2 protein-coding genes are annotated in these 1,337 nt (G+C 52.1%); both read left to right on the top strand.

Annotation, left to right across the window (positions count from 1 at the left end; translation table 11 throughout):
* The first annotated feature begins 169 nt into the window (after positions 1–169).
* A complete protein-coding gene (locus ABEH28_RS27230; RefSeq protein WP_346631558.1) occupies positions 170–535 on the top strand; it encodes a hypothetical protein in 366 nt (121 codons plus the stop codon).
* A complete protein-coding gene (locus ABEH28_RS27225; RefSeq protein WP_346631557.1) occupies positions 532–1,071 on the top strand; it encodes a hypothetical protein in 540 nt (179 codons plus the stop codon). Before ABEH28_RS27230 ends, ABEH28_RS27225 begins: the two co-directional genes overlap by 4 nt.
* Positions 1,072–1,337: the final 266 nt, after the last annotated feature.

The following is a 1,337-nucleotide window of genomic DNA, read 5'->3' as shown; positions in this document are numbered from 1 at the left end:
GCACCGTTGACCTTGAGGCCCGTGGGGGTAAGCGCGTAGAGGCGGTCCCCGAGGTGGTGATGGACGATGTACTGGCCCGCATTCAAGTGCTGATTGAGTAAAGAAAAAATGATCAAACGCCTGACCAAAATTGCATTTCTATCTTGCCTTGTAACAAGGGATCAATGTCATGCCGATGATCGACCCCGACGAAATCAAGCCTACGATCGACTCAGTGCAGGCTGCTTTTGCGGCTTACAGTGATGCTGGCCAAGCCTATGCACGGGAGCGCAATCATCACCCCCATGACGCAGGTGGGCTACAGCGCACTTACGAAGCCATAAGCCAAACCGGGCAGGCGTACGAAGATGCCCAATCTGCCTTGATTCCTATTGTCCACCACGTTATTGGCAAGGCCGAGCGCAGCGCGGCTTCTTCAATGCAAGACGCGGATTGGCCGATGAAAAGACACTTTGCTGCACCCCAAGCCCCGGGTACTGGCAACCCTTGTAACCAAGGGCAGGGCACACATAACTTGTTAAGGAATGCCTCATGAATGGATACGAAAGCCCCAGCATTGAGTCTGCACATGCAGGGTATCGACTGTCCTGGTTGGCCTATGTCAGCACCGTCTTGACGATAATTTTTTTCATTGCTTTTTCAATTAGCATTGGCGGGTGGACGTTACACAACGCGCAAACGGATGCTGCTTTTCGGCTCGGCATGGCAGTGAGCGTGTTTGTTCTGGTAGTTTCGCTGCCTCTCTGTATCTACAAAATCCTCTTTCTCAGAAGCGTGCGGGTTTACACGGATGACGTTGGAGTTTGGCTGTACCGGGGGATTTTGCCTTGGAGCAAAGGGGTTCGTGGCGTGAAGTGGCGGGACATTGAAGATGCTATGTATTACACAGGTTTTCTCAGCTGGATGTTCCGCTCCTATACCGTGCGTATTGGCCACCGTTTTACCAAGACAAGCGAAATCTACGTGCACCATCTGGCACAAGGTCAGAACGCGGTCGAGCACATCAATCAGCTTCATCAAAGCATTCTCAGAGGCGAGCTAAGCTCGGTGGCTGAGCTTGAAGTCAGATAAATGTGTCCTAGGATTTGCGGGCTGATGCCTTTTAGGGCGAAAAGTCACCTTGCCCACTACCAGCTCCGCGACAATGGAAACATCTTGAATGCAATCAGAACAGAGCTTGAGAGAGTGGCCGTCGCGTGCGGACCATTTTACATGCTGAGCTCAGGTCGCCGATACGTGGTATCGGCGGTTGGGTGAAAGCAGGTTAGAAGTTTGTTCGCAAACCAACTTCGACACTTCTTCCCTGAGCAGGCGCAATATCGCGAAGAATTGAGCTG

The sequence above is a fragment of the Pseudomonas sp. Ps21-P2 genome, from assembly GCF_039672565.1.
Taxonomy (GTDB): domain Bacteria; phylum Pseudomonadota; class Gammaproteobacteria; order Pseudomonadales; family Pseudomonadaceae; genus Aquipseudomonas.
Note: the sequence above shows the minus strand (reverse complement) of the source record. Positions and strands in the feature narration are given on the sequence as shown.

Bases quoted from the DNA above. Each gene is read 5' to 3' on its own strand.
- ABEH28_RS27230 (WP_346631558.1), top strand. From the start codon at position 170: ATGCCGATGATCGACCCCGACGAAATCAAGCCTACGATCGACTCAGTG.
- ABEH28_RS27225 (WP_346631557.1), top strand. From the start codon at position 532: ATGAATGGATACGAAAGCCCCAGCATTGAGTCTGCACATGCAGGGTAT.